Annotated in this window: 16 protein-coding genes and 1 pseudogene; 8 read left to right on the top strand and 9 right to left on the bottom strand. The window is 37.5% G+C overall.

The window, feature by feature from the left end:
• The coding region (locus LEP1GSC199_RS18815; RefSeq protein WP_039927446.1) for an IS30 family transposase at positions 1-267 on the top strand (267 nt) is incomplete at its 5' end.
• Positions 268-338: 71 nt separating this feature from the next.
• On the opposite strand, the gene LEP1GSC199_RS18810 is transcribed toward LEP1GSC199_RS18815, so the two are convergent.
• Together LEP1GSC199_RS18810 and LEP1GSC199_RS18805 are read right to left on the bottom strand one after the other, a co-directional pair.
• Complete coding sequence (locus tag LEP1GSC199_RS18810) at positions 339-1,145, bottom strand: hypothetical protein (protein ID WP_002990360.1); 807 nt, start codon at positions 1,143-1,145, stop codon at positions 339-341.
• Between the two features lie 104 nt (positions 1,146-1,249).
• Positions 1,250-2,080: a hypothetical protein gene (locus LEP1GSC199_RS18805; protein WP_002990346.1), complete on the bottom strand. Its 831-nt coding sequence runs from the start codon at positions 2,078-2,080 to the stop codon at positions 1,250-1,252.
• A 402-nt stretch (positions 2,081-2,482) separates the two neighbouring features.
• Between LEP1GSC199_RS18805 and LEP1GSC199_RS18800 the strand changes: the two genes are divergently transcribed.
• The 4 genes from LEP1GSC199_RS18800 to LEP1GSC199_RS18785 are packed head-to-tail and all read left to right on the top strand — an operon-like array spanning position 2,483 to position 6,139.
• Complete coding sequence (locus tag LEP1GSC199_RS18800; protein WP_002990372.1) at positions 2,483-3,331, top strand: heme/hemin ABC transporter substrate-binding protein; 849 nt, start codon at positions 2,483-2,485, stop codon at positions 3,329-3,331.
• Positions 3,328-4,314 (top strand): FecCD family ABC transporter permease, encoded by a 987-nt coding sequence (locus LEP1GSC199_RS18795; protein WP_039927443.1) that lies wholly within the window; start codon positions 3,328-3,330, stop codon positions 4,312-4,314. The genes LEP1GSC199_RS18800 and LEP1GSC199_RS18795 overlap by 4 nt, the downstream gene beginning before the upstream one ends.
• Positions 4,311-5,090 carry a heme ABC transporter ATP-binding protein gene (locus tag LEP1GSC199_RS18790; RefSeq protein WP_002990344.1) on the top strand — a complete coding sequence of 260 codons (780 nt, stop codon included), beginning with the start codon at positions 4,311-4,313 and terminating at the stop codon, positions 5,088-5,090. Before LEP1GSC199_RS18795 ends, LEP1GSC199_RS18790 begins: the two co-directional genes overlap by 4 nt.
• Positions 5,087-6,139 carry a hemin-degrading factor gene (locus LEP1GSC199_RS18785; RefSeq protein ID WP_002990370.1) on the top strand — a complete coding sequence of 351 codons (1,053 nt, stop codon included), beginning with the start codon at positions 5,087-5,089 and terminating at the stop codon, positions 6,137-6,139. The genes LEP1GSC199_RS18790 and LEP1GSC199_RS18785 overlap by 4 nt, the downstream gene beginning before the upstream one ends.
• Here the strand turns inward: LEP1GSC199_RS18785 and LEP1GSC199_RS18780 are convergent.
• Positions 6,119-7,651, bottom strand: coding sequence for an MASE3 domain-containing protein (locus LEP1GSC199_RS18780; RefSeq protein ID WP_002990350.1), 1,533 nt, complete (start codon positions 7,649-7,651; stop codon positions 6,119-6,121). The two genes, LEP1GSC199_RS18785 and LEP1GSC199_RS18780, sit on opposite strands and share 21 nt — an antisense overlap.
• An 86-nt stretch (positions 7,652-7,737) precedes the next feature.
• The gene (locus LEP1GSC199_RS18775; RefSeq protein WP_002990342.1) at positions 7,738-9,609 is read right to left on the bottom strand and encodes a 7TM diverse intracellular signaling domain-containing protein; all 1,872 of its coding nucleotides are present in this window, start codon (positions 9,607-9,609) and stop codon (positions 7,738-7,740) included.
• A gap of 134 nt (positions 9,610-9,743) precedes the next feature.
• Between LEP1GSC199_RS18775 and LEP1GSC199_RS18770 the strand changes: the two genes are divergently transcribed.
• Positions 9,744-9,923 (top strand): YegP family protein, encoded by a 180-nt coding sequence (locus LEP1GSC199_RS18770; RefSeq protein ID WP_002990362.1) that lies wholly within the window; start codon positions 9,744-9,746, stop codon positions 9,921-9,923.
• Here LEP1GSC199_RS18770 and ppnP read toward each other — a convergent pair.
• Positions 9,914-10,225, bottom strand: a complete 312-nt coding sequence (ppnP, locus tag LEP1GSC199_RS18765) for a pyrimidine/purine nucleoside phosphorylase (protein WP_015683175.1) — start codon at positions 10,223-10,225, stop codon at positions 9,914-9,916. The genes LEP1GSC199_RS18770 and ppnP overlap by 10 nt on opposite strands.
• A gap of 116 nt (positions 10,226-10,341) precedes the next feature.
• Between ppnP and LEP1GSC199_RS18760 the strand changes: the two genes are divergently transcribed.
• Positions 10,342-10,947: a TetR/AcrR family transcriptional regulator gene (locus LEP1GSC199_RS18760; protein ID WP_039927448.1), complete on the top strand. Its 606-nt coding sequence runs from the start codon at positions 10,342-10,344 to the stop codon at positions 10,945-10,947.
• A gap of 5 nt (positions 10,948-10,952) precedes the next feature.
• Here the strand turns inward: LEP1GSC199_RS18760 and LEP1GSC199_RS18755 are convergent, their stop codons facing one another.
• Positions 10,953-11,426: a PaaI family thioesterase gene (locus LEP1GSC199_RS18755; RefSeq protein ID WP_002990365.1), complete on the bottom strand. Its 474-nt coding sequence runs from the start codon at positions 11,424-11,426 to the stop codon at positions 10,953-10,955.
• Positions 11,427-11,519: 93 nt separating this feature from the next.
• Here LEP1GSC199_RS18755 and LEP1GSC199_RS18750 point away from each other — a divergent pair, with 93 nt between their 5' ends.
• Positions 11,520-12,107, top strand: a complete 588-nt coding sequence (locus tag LEP1GSC199_RS18750) for a TetR/AcrR family transcriptional regulator (protein WP_002990348.1) — start codon at positions 11,520-11,522, stop codon at positions 12,105-12,107.
• Between the two features lie 16 nt (positions 12,108-12,123).
• On the opposite strand, the gene LEP1GSC199_RS18745 is transcribed toward LEP1GSC199_RS18750, so the two are convergent.
• From LEP1GSC199_RS18745 to LEP1GSC199_RS18730, 3 genes and pseudogenes are all read right to left on the bottom strand, one after another.
• Entirely contained in the window at positions 12,124-12,309 is a 186-nt protein-coding gene (locus LEP1GSC199_RS18745) for a hypothetical protein (protein WP_002990338.1), read from the bottom strand.
• 31 nt (positions 12,310-12,340) lie between these two features.
• On the bottom strand, positions 12,341-12,967 hold the full coding sequence (locus LEP1GSC199_RS18740) for a helix-turn-helix domain-containing protein (protein ID WP_002990353.1): 627 nt from the start codon (positions 12,965-12,967) through the stop codon (positions 12,341-12,343).
• Positions 12,968-13,505: 538 nt separating this feature from the next.
• A pseudogene (locus tag LEP1GSC199_RS18730) lies at positions 13,506-13,690 on the bottom strand (ParB/RepB/Spo0J family partition protein); the annotation flags it as partial.

Raw genomic sequence — 13,690 nt, 5'->3', positions numbered from 1 at the left:
GATCAAGGTAAAGAAATGAGTAACCATAAGCTATTTACAAAAGATACTCAAATGAAAGTATATTTTTGTCATCCGGGAAGTCCTTGGGAAAGGGGGACTTGTGAAAATACGAATATGCTAATAAGAGATTTCTTTCCTAAAAAAACTGACTTTAATGATATATCAAGAAAAGAACTGAAAAGAGTCCAAAAGCTTTTAAATGAGCGTCCAAGAAAAACGCTTGGCTGGAAAACTCCCGCGGAAAAAATAAAGGAAGTGTTGCGTTAAACTTTAGAATCTATCAAAAAAAACTGATCCAATAAATATAATTTTTAAAGATTTCACTATTATTACCTACCTTATGGAGCAGCCAATTGAGTTGAGGTTACAATTTTTGAAAACGAAATGCCTGAATTTGCACTTAGCCCGATGAATGAAAATCCCGTTGCCAGGGCAGGATCTCCTCCTGTCCAAGTAACTTCATTTAACAACGCATTGCCGGTTGTTAAATTTGTTCTGGTTTTACAATTTGCAGTATTTTTTCCTGAGACCCAAACAGTCAATCGAGGAGGCGCAGCGGCAGTAAGATCAAAACAAAGATCTACTTCTTGTTCAATAAAATTGATTAGAGAAGTTCCTGCGACAGTTGGTGCAGGTGGTGCCGTACTATTTCCGTTAGATGTTAGATTCTTTATATTCGATTCGTTTGGCCCAAAATTTGCGTACGCATAACCCGGAACAAATCCTCCCGTCCCACTTCCCGAATAAAAATTCATTCCAAATTGACCGGCAGCTAAAGTACTATTCCTATTTACTTCCGCAGAATAATTTTCAGGTAAACCAACATAAAGGGAAACTGCTGTATGCCCTCCAATAATTTTCAAACCTTCAATTCTATAATGACGAACCGCACCGTTAGAAGGTCTGCAAAGTGCAAACGTTCCCTTTTTTATAGTTGGCATTGTAGTGTCGACCGTACCATCTGCGTTCGTTTGACAGACAGTTGATGGACCTGAATTAGCGCTAACGATTGCCCCAAGGAGCAAAAGATTTGTTTCATCCGACTTTTCTTTTTCTTGGCAAAATGTAAAAAAAATCACCGGGACTAAAAGAAGAACAAACCTACTTAAAATATTTCGAAACAAACGTTTATGTTTTTTTCCCATAAGAATCACCTCCTGGTTTTGGTCTGGTATATTAAAACAAAGAGTTGCAGCCCAAACTTTAGTTTAAGATTGCAACTCCTAATCACGATAAAGAAACGGTACCTCTATTTTATGGCAGTTTCTGTAGAAACAGTGATTTTACCAAAACTCACAGAACCAGAGTTAGTTCCTGCTGGAGCTGCCGCCAAATAGAATGTGCGAGTATCAAGAGGAGAGAGGTTGTTTGCAAAATCGCTAGGAAGTTTGTTGAGAACTGCATTTTCTGCCGTCAAAGAAGATTTTATGTTACAATTAGCTCCATTCTTTCCATCTAACCAAAGTGTGATTCGTGAAGCACCCGATGTAGTTTTTGTCACATCCAAACAAAAGGTTTTTTTCTCTCCACCGGCTTTGTTCAGTTTACAGTTTGTTGCAGCAGCACCGAATGTATCACACTGCGTATCTGTTACGACAGCAATAGGTAATTCAGCAGCAGTTAAACCAGTGTTAACTCTTACAGCAGCGGATGCTGCATAATTTGGCTCATAACGAATCGCAGAAGCTGGAGATCCCGATGTAGAACGCCCATCATACATCCAGAATTGAAATGCATTAAAATTATTTACTAAAACATTTCCAGCAGTGGGACCGTTTAAAGCATAATCTTTCGATTTATAACCACCAGAAAAAATCACGCTGTGACTGAATGCATTCGAAAGATCATGGATCACAAAATGAACACCCGCCCCACCAGCTGGACTGCAAATTTCCACCGGAGTTGACAGGACCAAAGTACTACCGGGAGTTTCACATGATTTTGCTCCTTCAACAAGAGTAAACAGACCTAATAAAACCGAACTATTGTTATCTTTATTGTCTTCCTGTTCGCAGGAAATGAGTGTTAAGCTAAGGCAGGATGCCAAGGCTAGAGCTGAGAATTTGTAGAGCTTGTTCATAGACTCTCCTAATTAATTGATTCTGATTCTCAAATTCTAATAGAGGAGATTCCTGTCAACTCAATAATGAGATTTAGTCTCAATATAAAAGATTGTCCCGATCCGCACTGGAACTCTTCTCTGCTTCACAGCGCTCCCAATCCTTACCTTCTTTGAGTCCCATGGACCTTTAATTCCGATTCGCATACCCTGGGTTTATTGCAAAATTCGGCTGTTTGCAATAAACATCTAACGGCAGTTACCCGATTATTTTAACGAACATCGACGGAACAAAAAAAATCCACCGATGGAGAAGAATTTCTTCCCAGACACTTCAGGTTTATTCGACCAAACTCATTTTTTACATTGAGACTCATTCTCTTTTGAAATTGACAAGCATTGGTTTACTCTAATTCTTGCCACATGATTCGATTCAATACTTCAAAAGAAATGGGGATTCTCATTTTATCCCTCGCCCTACTCTTCTCACCGGCTTCTGCGGAAACAAACCACCGCATCATTTCTGTCAATGGGACGGTGACTGAAATCATCTACGCATTGAAATTAGAAAGCCAATTAATTGCAGTAGATTCAACCTCATACTACCCCAAACAGACAACCTCCCTTCCAAATGTAGGATACCAAAGAACATTAACAACAGAAGGAATTTTAAATTTTAAACCAACACAAATCATTGGGTTAGAATCAGCAGGTCCACCCGCAACAATTCAAAACCTGAAAGATGCAGGTATTCCTCTTAAACTATTCCCTGATGAATTCAGATTAGAAACTCCAACCTATCGTGTGTTAGAGATTGGCAAACTATTGGGAAAAGAAAAAGAAGCTGATGTCTTAGCCAAAAATATAAAAGAACAAATTCAAAAACTAAAAATAAATAAAACCAATATCAAAGTTCTCTTCATCTATTCCAGAAATCCAAGTTCCGTATTTATATCTGGAACCGGAACTGCAGCACACGCAATGATTGAACTCTCCGGTGCAAAAAATGCCGTAAACGATTTTTCCGAATATAAACCCCTAACTAGCGAAGCATTAGTAAAAGCAAATCCAGACATCATCCTTATGCCAGAAAAATCAGCATTAGGATTTGGCGGAGAAAAAGCCGTTTGGGAAATCAACGGAATGGAGTTCACACGAGCCGGAAAGGAAAAGAACCTAATCCTATTAGATGACCTTCTTCTTTTAGGTTTTGGTCCAAGACTTCCACTCGCCCTAAAAACTTTAAATGATAAATGGAAACTCATTGAATGAAGAAGAAGGTAATTTTTATACTTTCTTGTATCACCTTTACCATATTATCCGCAGTAATCTCATCATTACTTGGTGCAATGAGTATACATTGGGAAGATTTACTTCAAAGTGATAGTATGGAATCTCGCGTATTCTTTGAATTGAGAATACCGAGGATCCTTCTCGGTATTATGGTAGGTGGTTCATTGGCTTGGTCTGGTGCATTAGCCCAAGGTTTATTTCGAAATCCGATTGTCGATCCAGGACTTATCGGTATCACCGCTGGATGTTCTTTATTTGCATCAATAGCGATTGTTCTTGGCACATCCATTCCGTTTTTACATTCGATTTGGAGTATTGTCCTATTCTCTTTTTTAGGCGGAATCTCTTCATCTTTCATCATCTTCTTTTTTGCAAAATCAAAAGGGAGGACAGATATCTTTTCATTGTTACTATCTGGTATTGCCGTAAACGCTATTTGTTTTTCTGCCATTGGAATTTTGAGTTATATAGCAAACGAAGCTCAACTCAGAAACCTTTCTCTTTGGAATATGGGAAGTTTAGGCGGAGCCTCTTGGACAAACTTAAAATCATTTTCCATATTCTTCATTCTCCCACTATTTATTAGCCCATTCATAGCAAAACAGTTGAATGTATTTATACTAGGCGAAAGGGAAGCAAGTCATCTCGGAGTCTCCACAGAATTTTTAAAAACAATAATCATACTTTTGATTGGAGTGAGTGTTGGAGCCTGTATTTCGCTTGTAGGTAATATTGGATTTGTTGGACTTGCTGTCCCACATATTGTTCGCTTGGCGATTGGCCAAGATTACAAATACTTACTCATCACTTCCTACCTTTTAGGCGGAGGTCTTCTGTGTTTTGCGGATGGAATTTGCAGAATCATTATCGCTCCTTCCGAAATACCGGTAGGGATAGCCACAGCCCTACTCGGATCTCCATTCTTTCTCAGTCTGATTCGAAAAAGGATGAACCATATATGACAATCGAAGCAATTGATTTAGACTACTCCATTGGAACCAAAGTTGTACTCTCCAAAATAGAGCTAGAAATCCATCCGGGAAAACTTCACGTACTAATAGGAAGAAATGGGGCAGGGAAATCATCCCTCTTTCACATGTTATGTGGTGATTTAACGCCACAACAAGGAAGTGTTTATTTGGATGGAATTGAAATAAAAAAATATTCCAAAAGTCAATTGGCGAAGATAAGAGCAGTTCTCACACAAGAAACAGCCATAACTTTCCCTATAAGCTCCGAAGAAGTAATTGGCCTCGGTCGCCATCCACATGTCACTGATGCCGTCAGAGATAAAGATATTGTCCAGACTTGCCTGAAGATTACAGATTCTATTGAACAAAAAGAACAGAACTATTCTACCCTATCTGGTGGAGAGAGGCAAAAAATTAACTTCGGCAGGATATTGGCGCAAGCATGGGAAACACCACCAAGATATATCTTTTTAGACGAACCTGTATCTGCATTGGATATTCCCAACCAATACAAAACTCTCAACATTTGCAAACACATGGCAGACCAAGGTTATGCGGTCTTTATGATCTTACACGACCTAAATCTTGCAGCTTTATATGCAGACACAATCACCTTACTACACAAAGGAAAAATTATCAAATCAGGGAGACCAAACGAAGTTTTAACCTTAGAAAATCTAGAGACCGCATTTGGAATAAAAGCACGAATCTTAAATGCACCCGAAGGAAATTTTATCATTCCAGAAATCATAGGAGAATCAATATGAATGAAAACTTAAAACAACAATGGGAAAATCTAACAAAAGAAATGCCCAAACTCAGAATCCGTGACGCTGCCAAACATTTAAACGTAAGCGAAGCGGAACTTCTTTCCACAAAAATTGGCCCGACAGTTAAACTACTGAACCCGGACTGGGCAAGTTTTTTGTTAAATACAACCAACCTAGGTTATGTGATGGCTCTCACAAGAAATGAATCTTGTGTACACGAAAGAAAAGGTGTCTATAAAAACCTATCTGTCAATGGGCAAACCGCCCTTGCCGTCGGGGAAGATATAGACCTCCGCATTTTTCTTCAAAACTGGAAGTATGGCTTTTATGTAGAAGAACCAAAAGAAAACGGAATCATGCGTAGTTTCCAATTCTTTGATTCCAAAGGTGAGGCTGTTCATAAAATTTACCAAACGGAAAAGTCTGCCATTGATGGTTGGGAGATCGCAAAAACACAATTTGTTGATGAAACACAAACATTCATCAAACCAACATCGGAGACAAAAACAAAAACCGAAACAAACGACACAAAAGAAATTCCAAAATTTTTAGACGCTTGGAGTAAACTCGAAGACACTCATGACTTCTTTTCTTTGCTCAGAAAATTTAATTACTCACGCGAATTTTCTTTGGTAGCTGCAAATGGGAAGTTTTCCTTCAAAATTTCGAAAGAAAAACTACTAAACCTAATGGAACAAGTTAGCAAACTGGAAATGGACATTATGATTTTTGTTGGTAATCCAGGAATGATTCAAATCCATACAGGAAAAATCCAGAGACTGGAACCCATGGGTCCTTGGTTTAATGTTCTCGACCCAGAGTTCAATTTGCACCTAAGAACGGATCAAATTGAATCTGTTTGGCTTGTCGATAAACCAACAAAAGACGGTCTCGTTACCTCAGTGGAAGTATTTGACAACGAAGGTAATTTGATTTTACAAATGTTTGGAAAACGAAAACCAGGTATTCCACAATCAGATCTTTGGTACCAACTAACCCGTGAATATGTAGATAAAACCGAGAAACTAAACCCTTCTCCTGTATAAATTGTTGGGGAAATCAAGTTTCATTTGAAACCCTTGAGTACCATCAATACTCAAGGCCCCACCCATCTGTTTTTCGGCGATGACCTTCGCCAAACTTAAACCCAATTTCTTTTGCTTTTGCAAATCAAACTTAGCTGGCAACCCAACCCCATTGTCACTATATTCAAAATGGCATATATTTCCTTCTATTGAAAAACGGATCAAAACATTACCGACCGTAAAACCAGGAAAGGCATACTTAAAACTATTCGACAACAACTCTGTAAATATTAGGCCAAGTGGGACTGCCGTATCTAAAAGTAGCGAACCATCACCCACTTGGAAATTCACTCGAACCTCTGTTCCTACCGGTGGATATGCATGACGAACCATATCCGCAAGCGAACGCAAATAATCAGAAACTTTAATTTCACTTAGATCCTTATTTGCATACAAATGGTCGTGAACTAAGGACATTGTTTGGATTTTGATAGAAGTGTCTTCAACAATTGATTGGATATTTTTATCATCCTCAAAATCAGATGCTTGAATCATCAAAATGGAACGAACTAATTGTAATGAATTTTTTGTTCTATGAAAAATCTCCGAAACCAAATTCTCTTTTTCACGCAAAGATTTCCTGATCATCTCCGCATAAGTTTTATTCTCTTGAATTTCTTTGGAGAGAAGTCGGTTGGTTTGTATTAATTTTTCATAAGGATCATTAATGGCAGCGATGAACACAGCTTTATAAATTAAATAAAAGGCACCAATTTTATATATATGCCCCAACACATTATACACATCGAATACACTGGTATACACAGCAAAAACCAATTCACTAAATATACAAACAATGAACGCTGACAAATAATATTGAAGTTGTTTTTTTGAAGTATAAAAATTTGCATTTCTATAAAGAAGGAGAGACAGAAATAGTAATATTATAATCGCATATTCTGTATTTTTCTTAAATGGTGTTAGTCCTTTCCCTTGTTCGTATGTTTTTGGTATCCAATCATTATAAAAAATGACGAGCAAAAAGACGACACCGACCAAAAGGAACGTAAAAAAGAGTAATAAATTTGATTTTGCCCACTTATATTTTTCGTTTGGTTTAATGTAAATTGCAACAAACAAAACTAAGGCGGTAATCATACGAGAAATAATCCAAAACTGAGACGATTTGTTTCCAGAGTTTGGAGTGATAAAATCAGGCATCCCCGTATATCCAAGTGCATGCATAAAATCTATCAACCCAACAGCGAGGAAACCGACTCCTAGAAACAAAGTGTGTGCATTCCTGCTCTGCGAATAAGAATAGTATCCCAAACCAAAAATGGAAAAAGATACGATGACACTAAAGATTTCTGTGACATTATGAAAAACTAAAAAATACCCGATCTCATATTCACGATAAAAATAACCAGGGAATGTACCAACGAGCACAAGTGGGAGTAAACTAAAAAGAATAACTCCAAAATATAAACGATTAATTCTTAATTTTTTAAAAAGAAAACTGAGGCTCACCATTCGTTAGCAGGCAATTGGACAAAGTTTTACCATTTAAGCAAGAATTTATTTAAAAGGAGAGAAGAAAGGAAAGTAGTAATGGAAGTTTATGTACGAGTTATATCAAGAGAAATCAGGGTAATATCATCTTTTGAAATCTGTCTCATTCTCGACAACCGCTCTAGAAAATTCTTATGAAACGCAATTTGAGAAAGATTTACAATCGGAGATATTTCCGGAAACAAAATAGACTCAAGGTCTTCATCTAATTTTAAATTTTCATACAAACCGTCTGTAAATACAAGCAATCGATCCCCTTCTTGCAAAGCAACCACTCGCTGTTCATATTCGAAATTGGAGCGGACCCCGAGTAAAAGTCCAGGACATTCGAATGATTCTATTTCTCCATTGCGAATCAGGAGGAACGGCGGACTCCCGGCGGAACTGAAATGTAAGTTCATTTGTTCAAAATCAACATAGAAGTAAGCCGCCGTCACAAAACGCGCATGCAGACTTGTACAGAGGAAACGATTCATTGCTGCGATCAACTCTTTCGGTGATTGTTTAAACTCTTTTGCATTTCGAAATGCAATTTTTACTGTCGAAGAATCTAGTGCAGCACTCACTCCATGACCCGTTACATCAGCAATGACCAAACCGAAACCACCAGAAAACTCAAAAAAATCATAAAAATCTCCACCTATATCATATAGTGGCTGGTATGATACTTCCATAGATATTTTTTGATTGTCGGGCAACTTATCAGGTAGAATCCGCATTTGGATTTTTCTTGCTGTTTCCAAATCTTTCTTAATCGTTATGAGTTCATTCTTCGCAATCAAATTTTCTTCCAATAAAAAACGAAGGCGCCTACCCAAAGCCAAAGAAAACAAAATCACTTCGAGGGCAGTGCCTATTTGCACTCCATAACGACCAAAGGTGGAAAAAGGAATGAGAGATGCCTTTGTTAAAGAATCAACAATTACCCCGACAAACAATGTGAACCATGCCAGCAAAAAAAACAACGATGACCTTACTCCTTTTATATAGGAGTAAGCACCAGCAGACATAAGCACCAAAAACATATAAGGAAATGTATAAATAAAAGACACTTCCATCCAGTTATAGGGAATAACGAGGGACAAAATCGCCATGAATCCGAAACCAACAACACTTAACAAAATCAAACGATCTAAACGAGGGTTTAGTTTCTTTAAATTCAAAAAGGATAGCGAAAATAGTCCGACAAAAATCAGAGAAGCATTCACGGTAATATAGAGATAAGGTTTGACGGACATTGCAACATTTGGTATCAACAATTGTTTAAAAAAACCACCGAGCAATGAGTAGTTAATTCCGAGAGTAGCCAAATAAAAACAATAATAAACGTATGCCTTTTCCCGAACGCTAACGTAAATTAATAGGTTGTATAACAGAAGAGCAAAGATGATCCCAAAATATATCCCGTTAGCTACATAGTCTCTTTCTATCCGATCAAAAAAAGAGTTTATCTTCCAGATTCGGAAGGGTGCATTCAATATACCTGAGTTTTTTATTTGAGCGTAAATAGTTCGAGTTTCTAAAGGATTTAATGTAAGTTTATAGATTGGATTTCTATGTTGCACTTCTCTTTCAGAAAAAGCTCCAGAACCATCGAATGTTTTTCTAACGACTATTCCGTTAGATTCCCAACCTAACATGACTGTATCAACCCAAGGAGATTCTAATTCGAGAATATAATCACTTGTTTCATTAATTGGATTCACCAAGTCAAATTTTACCCAAACAGAAGGTTTCCAATAACCAAAATGGTATTTCATTTCATGAGCTTTTGACCAAACCACGGTACCGGAGAGGATTTGCTCTAAGGTTTTAGTCTCAAAAGTATATTGAATGAGAGGGCGCTCTGGCAACTTATTACCACAAGACACAAAAACCAGAAAGAATAGAAATAAATTAATTCTTCGAATTGGAATCATCAGCAAGTAAGGTATCCAATGACACTGTTCGTAATGATCGCATCCCCTGGAATTCAAATTCTAAATTAAGCAGAAAACGAATTGCCAAAAACCCTTAACAAAAGATACTCTTGGCAAAACAAGGAGATAGATTCATGTCAGCAAAATTCGAAATCTACAAAGACAAAGCAGGAGAATTCCGCTTCCGCCTCAAAGCAGCCAATGGAGAAATCATCGCATCAAGCGAAGGATATTCTTCCAAACAAGCTTGTGAAAATGGCATTACCTCTGTTAAGAATAATGCTGGAACAGCGGAAATCGTTGATCAAACGTAAGAGCAACAATAATCTGTTACAGTTTGGATTTTTAATTTAAACTTGGATCCAGCAGGGACTTCAAATACCGACTGACCATCGATTTGGAGCCATGTTTCGGATCCTGGTAATAGAACGGAAAGTTTTCCTGACTGGATTTCCATAATTTCTTTTTGATCAGCTCCAAATTCATACTCTCCGGGCATCATAATTCCCAAGGTTTTCTTTTCTCCATTCGGAAAAAGGACCGTACGGCTGGTAACGTTCCCATTGAAGTAGATATTGGCTGACTTTAGTACTGTTACGGATTCAAATGAACTCATACAGACCAAAAACTAGATCGGTTTCAGACTTCCAAGTGAATTCCCATCCCATTATCTCTTTGATTTGGCATTAAAAAGTGTTTGCGAAATTCGAAAGTACCAGAACCGTGAAGGCAGTGCCCATAAAGTCCCTACAGAAATCAGAGAACAAAAAACAACAAGCTAGGGAGAAATCCATTGAAAGGATTCTCACCTCCGCCATTGTTTTGTTCGCAAAACATGGGTTCTCACAAACTACCATGGAAATGATTGCCAACCATGCAAAAATTTCGAAGGGACTTGCTTACAATTATTTTAAGAGCAAAAACCAGATTTTTGAACAAATTATAGACAATCACCTCGCCAAACAAGAGAAGTTTTACAACAATATCCCACCCAACCTTTCCGCCAAAGAATACGTTAGGGAATTTTTTATCCGTTCGATTCAATTTGCAAAAGAAGAAAGAAAAACCATGGTTTTGATTTCTGTATGCCTTTTCCAACCTGGTTCTGTCTCACTTTCAAAAAAGATGTTAGAAAATGTGGAAAAGCGGTTTGCCCCTTTCAAAGAGGCAATGAAAGAGAGGTTCCGATCCTATGGAATCAAAGACCCTGACAAAGAAATGATCCTAATCAAAACCTTTCTTCACGGTGTGATCATGAGCCAACATTTTAATGATACAACAACCTGTACGCCTACGATCATTGAAATGGTTTTAGAAAGATACGATTACAAAAACTAAATCTCTTACTCCCCTACCCCGCCAGGAATTTTTAAAATCAGAAGATTAGTTGTGGCAGTTGCCAAAAGTTTGTCTTTTTCGGTACGCATCTCGCCTATCATGTGTATAGTGGAGAACCCTTTTGCTTCCACGGAAGCCTTCACAATCACTCGTTGTCCTACAGCCACCCCTCGAATGTATTGAATATTCATATCAATTGTAGTGGTAGGGCGCTTTGCCACCAGGTAACTGAGTGGACCAAAAGCATTATCAAAGGCTGCTGCAATCACACCACCCTGCATCATTCCCATTGGATTTGTTTGGTCTTCTGAAACAGGAAAGGCAACGGTGATACTTTTCCCTTTGGTGTAAGATAAAATCTCTGCGTTCATTGCGACAAAAATTGGCGGTGGGACAGTAATTTTCCTTCCTCCGTGATTGAAATTGGTTGTCATTTCTTCTAAGATTTTTTGAGTTTCTTCGGTTGTAAGTGTTTGCATAAAACAACCTCCATAAGTTACCAATAGTAACATTATTTGGTTTTTATTCAAGAAAAATGTTGCCGCCGGTAACTTATTCTCCAGATTTAAATCATGAAGCGATCTTCTTACCACCATGGTGATCTAAAAAATTCGATTATCAAATCTTGCCATAAGTTATTACAAAAGAGAGGTGCTTCTAATTTTTCTCTCCGCGAGGTGGCAACTCTTTCTGGAGTTTCCCATGCGGCTGTTTATAGACATTTCCAAGACAAAGAAGAAGTTTTAGAAATTTTATCTTCGATTGGATTTGACCGACTTGGGTCTTTACAAAAAAAAGTTCCTCAAGTTTTAGGAAATCCAGATGAATATTTTGTAAAATTGGGTTTGGTATACATTCAGTTCGCTATTAAAAACCCGAATTACTATCGCCTCATGTTTCACACAAAAAGATCTGATGAGTCTTCCATTTTGAAACGGTCAAAATTAAAATCATACGCAATTTTAGTGCGCGGATGTAGATTCTATTTAAAAACTAAACGTCGAAAAGAAAATCATAGAAGTTTTGCTCTTATGGCTTGGTCTCTGGTCCATGGCTACAGCAATTTATGTATAGAAACTGACTTCCCTGAAACAGAAAGCAAAACACTCAAAAAATCTAAATTGCAGATGGCAGAAGACATCTTACGTTTTGCGATTTAAGAGAAGTGCTTACTTTTTAAAGTTTTACTTCTTCAAATTTTTCTAAAAATTCGAATTTCTCTCTGACAAATTTCATTGGATTTTGTTTTCCATATTCACAATAATACACCATGAGTTGGCCATCGTTTGCATTGGTACAATTTTTAGCTTCATCTAACTTAAGATATAAATTTCCAGTTTTTATATGTCGATAAACTATCATAATGATCCTCGTCTAAAATTGAATTTTAAATTTAATATGCACATTTGATGGGTATCTTTAATTGAGGATTGGAATTTTGTGTTTCTATCCAATTTTTCCAAATCAAACTTAATGCTCCTTGTAGGGCCTCTGGTGAGGGAAGATTGGAAATTTGATTGTGGGTGGACTTTGATAAAGTTTTTTCACTCCAACTTTTAAACTCTTCCCAAGGGTTTTTCTTTTGTACTCTTTTTTGTACTTCTAATGTACTAGTAAAAGGAGAGTATTTTTTTTCCAAACCTGCATTGGATTTTATGTCAGGGCGGACCTGGATAATTTCTGAGGTTTTCTTTAAACCTTGAGTTGGATTTTTTTCCAAGGGTAATTTATCTACGGTGATTTCTTTTTCCGTTGGGTTAGAAAAAAGTGGTCGGAGGAACCTTCTTCTGCCATCAAATCCGGTTTGTTCTAAAAGACCGAGTTTTTTTAGAGAAGTGATGAGCCTGGAGATAGTGTCCATCTTAAGGCCAAGGACTTCACCAAAATAACGATTGGATGCAAAACATCCTCCTTTATCGTGTAGGGATACAATTTCTGCATACAATTTAGTTTGGCTATGAGAGAGATTCAATTTCTCGATCCAAACGGGAATCCAAATTCCTGTTCGATTTGTTTTCATTTTAGGTTCCTTCTCCCAAACGAACACATCTCCGGCTACGAGCGTTTGGTTGTTTTTTGCCAATACACCAAAAGGTGCATCTTCCCTACTCTACTTAAGGAAAATTTGTTTTTATTTAGAACAAACCTTCGGTCGAACTAGAGAAAAGAAAATTTGGAAGTTCTTTCGAACGTCCTTTCGGAACTTTTTTTAAGAATTCCGGTTTGAACAATCACGGCATTGTGGTAGAGCCGTGTCCGGTTGTGTGACCCGAACGTTCCCTATATGTACAAGATAAAAAATTTCGTCAAGAGAAAAATGAGACATAATTCAGGGAAGGTCTCATTGGTGTGAGGGCTTAGAAATTTGGAATTGGGGAGGGAAGGGAGAGGGAAATGGCCCCGGGTCGCTACCACACCTCCCAGGGCTTTTATTGTTCAACCCGGTTAAGGATTAAGAACAATCTAGCCCGTCTTGGAATGGAGTACAAGTTTTTTTCTTACTTTTTATCAAAAAAAAGATTTCGTGAATCTTCCTTAAATTGGGAGATTTTGTGGGACTATTTTTTGAACTTACGAATTGCCTCTTCAATGATTGATTTTTCGTTTTGAAGTTGAGAAATCTTTTCCTTAATTTTGAGAAGTTTGTTTTTTAGATCTTTTAGTTCTAGGTTACTAAGTTTTGTTTTGTTTGGTTTGCTCGGTTTTAATGGGCGAACAAAATCTCTGAGGTCGTACGTGGCGT

Origin of the sequence: Leptospira vanthielii serovar Holland str. Waz Holland = ATCC 700522, from assembly GCF_000332455.1 — a bacterium.
Classification (GTDB): Bacteria; Spirochaetota; Leptospiria; order Leptospirales; family Leptospiraceae; genus Leptospira_A; species Leptospira_A vanthielii.
This window is presented reverse-complemented; position numbering and strand designations above follow the sequence as displayed.

Coding starts and splice junctions, on each gene's coding strand:
- LEP1GSC199_RS18810 (WP_002990360.1), bottom strand. CDS start 1,145: ATGGGAAAAAAACATAAACGTTTGTTTCGAAATATTTTAAGTAGGTTT.
- LEP1GSC199_RS18805 (WP_002990346.1), bottom strand. CDS start 2,080: ATGAACAAGCTCTACAAATTCTCAGCTCTAGCCTTGGCATCCTGCCTT.
- LEP1GSC199_RS18800 (WP_002990372.1), top strand. CDS start 2,483: ATGATTCGATTCAATACTTCAAAAGAAATGGGGATTCTCATTTTATCC.
- LEP1GSC199_RS18795 (WP_039927443.1), top strand. CDS start 3,328: ATGAAGAAGAAGGTAATTTTTATACTTTCTTGTATCACCTTTACCATA.
- LEP1GSC199_RS18790 (WP_002990344.1), top strand. CDS start 4,311: ATGACAATCGAAGCAATTGATTTAGACTACTCCATTGGAACCAAAGTT.
- LEP1GSC199_RS18785 (WP_002990370.1), top strand. CDS start 5,087: ATGAATGAAAACTTAAAACAACAATGGGAAAATCTAACAAAAGAAATG.
- LEP1GSC199_RS18780 (WP_002990350.1), bottom strand. CDS start 7,651: ATGGTGAGCCTCAGTTTTCTTTTTAAAAAATTAAGAATTAATCGTTTA.
- LEP1GSC199_RS18775 (WP_002990342.1), bottom strand. CDS start 9,609: ATGATTCCAATTCGAAGAATTAATTTATTTCTATTCTTTCTGGTTTTT.
- LEP1GSC199_RS18770 (WP_002990362.1), top strand. CDS start 9,744: ATGTCAGCAAAATTCGAAATCTACAAAGACAAAGCAGGAGAATTCCGC.
- ppnP (WP_015683175.1), bottom strand. CDS start 10,225: ATGAGTTCATTTGAATCCGTAACAGTACTAAAGTCAGCCAATATCTAC.
- LEP1GSC199_RS18755 (WP_002990365.1), bottom strand. CDS start 11,426: ATGCAAACACTTACAACCGAAGAAACTCAAAAAATCTTAGAAGAAATG.
- LEP1GSC199_RS18750 (WP_002990348.1), top strand. CDS start 11,520: ATGAAGCGATCTTCTTACCACCATGGTGATCTAAAAAATTCGATTATC.
- LEP1GSC199_RS18745 (WP_002990338.1), bottom strand. CDS start 12,309: ATGATAGTTTATCGACATATAAAAACTGGAAATTTATATCTTAAGTTA.
- LEP1GSC199_RS18740 (WP_002990353.1), bottom strand. CDS start 12,967: ATGAAAACAAATCGAACAGGAATTTGGATTCCCGTTTGGATCGAGAAA.